Source organism: Staphylococcus sp. 231237_7MaSpsaltlick, assembly GCF_043107035.1.
The window spans coordinates 1-903 of record NZ_JBICNX010000183.1; the positions used below are offsets into that span (position 1 = coordinate 1).

A 903-nucleotide genomic window follows, 5' to 3' on the forward strand; every position below is an offset into this window, starting at 1 on the left:
GGGTTTATTAGAACAAGTTAAAACTGGATTTAATCGACCAAACAAACTATACCTTCATGAAATTGAAACAAATATAAATATTGAAAAAGAAATACAAAATAGCACTTCAAACAATGACGAATCAAGTGATAGCAAGGAATCCCAAATAATGGGAGTCCAGAATCCCAAACAATGGGAGCCCAGAATCCCAAACAATGGGAGCCCAGAATCCCAAAACTTAGACTCTAATGATACTGACTTAAGTAATACTGATTATATAGAGACTGAGAATAATGATACGCATGATATGAATGATACATACAACAATTCAATAAACAATAATCATTCGAATCATACAAATCATCAACAAACCGAATTTAATAATGATGCGCTTAAGTTTCAAGTCCTCGAAGAATTGCCTCAACAACTTCAAGACTATTTAAGTAAATTTGAAATTAGAGAAATTCGGATTATTAAAAGTGTATTACTCAAAGGTAAAAAATCATTTAATAATGCACATGATACGTATTACCGTTTAGAAGATGTTGAGTTTGAAATTGTAAGTGTGTTGAAACGTTTTAAAGCGATGCTGCTACAAAAGAATGAAACGGTTGAAGCGATGCAAGGGTATTTAATGCAATCCATTAAAGCTGAATTCGAAGAAACACATGCACTTTATATGCGACGTCAAAACATGAAACAACATAATATCTTTAATCAGTAATTCAAATAATCTATAGCAATCAAAGAGGCCTCAAAATATCCGATTAAGTCATCGGATTATTTAACTGGATATAGTAAAAAAATTCAGGTTAGTAATTTAAAACAAGGTTTATATCGAAAATGTATGTTGAGTTATGGTGGATTACTTAAATAAAAATATAAAATTCTAAATTTAGATGATGCCGAAGATGGCAATTTAAT

The 903-nt window shown here is 30.5% G+C and carries 1 protein-coding gene and 1 pseudogene; both read left to right on the forward strand.

Annotated features, from left to right (window positions below; translation table 11 throughout):
- A partial coding sequence (locus ACF91D_RS30775) for a replication protein (protein WP_392438551.1) occupies positions 1 to 703 on the forward strand: 703 nt, incomplete at its 5' end.
- 15 nt (positions 704 to 718) lie between these two features.
- A pseudogene (locus tag ACF91D_RS32465) lies at positions 719 to 853 on the forward strand (protein rep); the annotation flags it as partial.
- Positions 854 to 903: the final 50 nt, after the last annotated feature.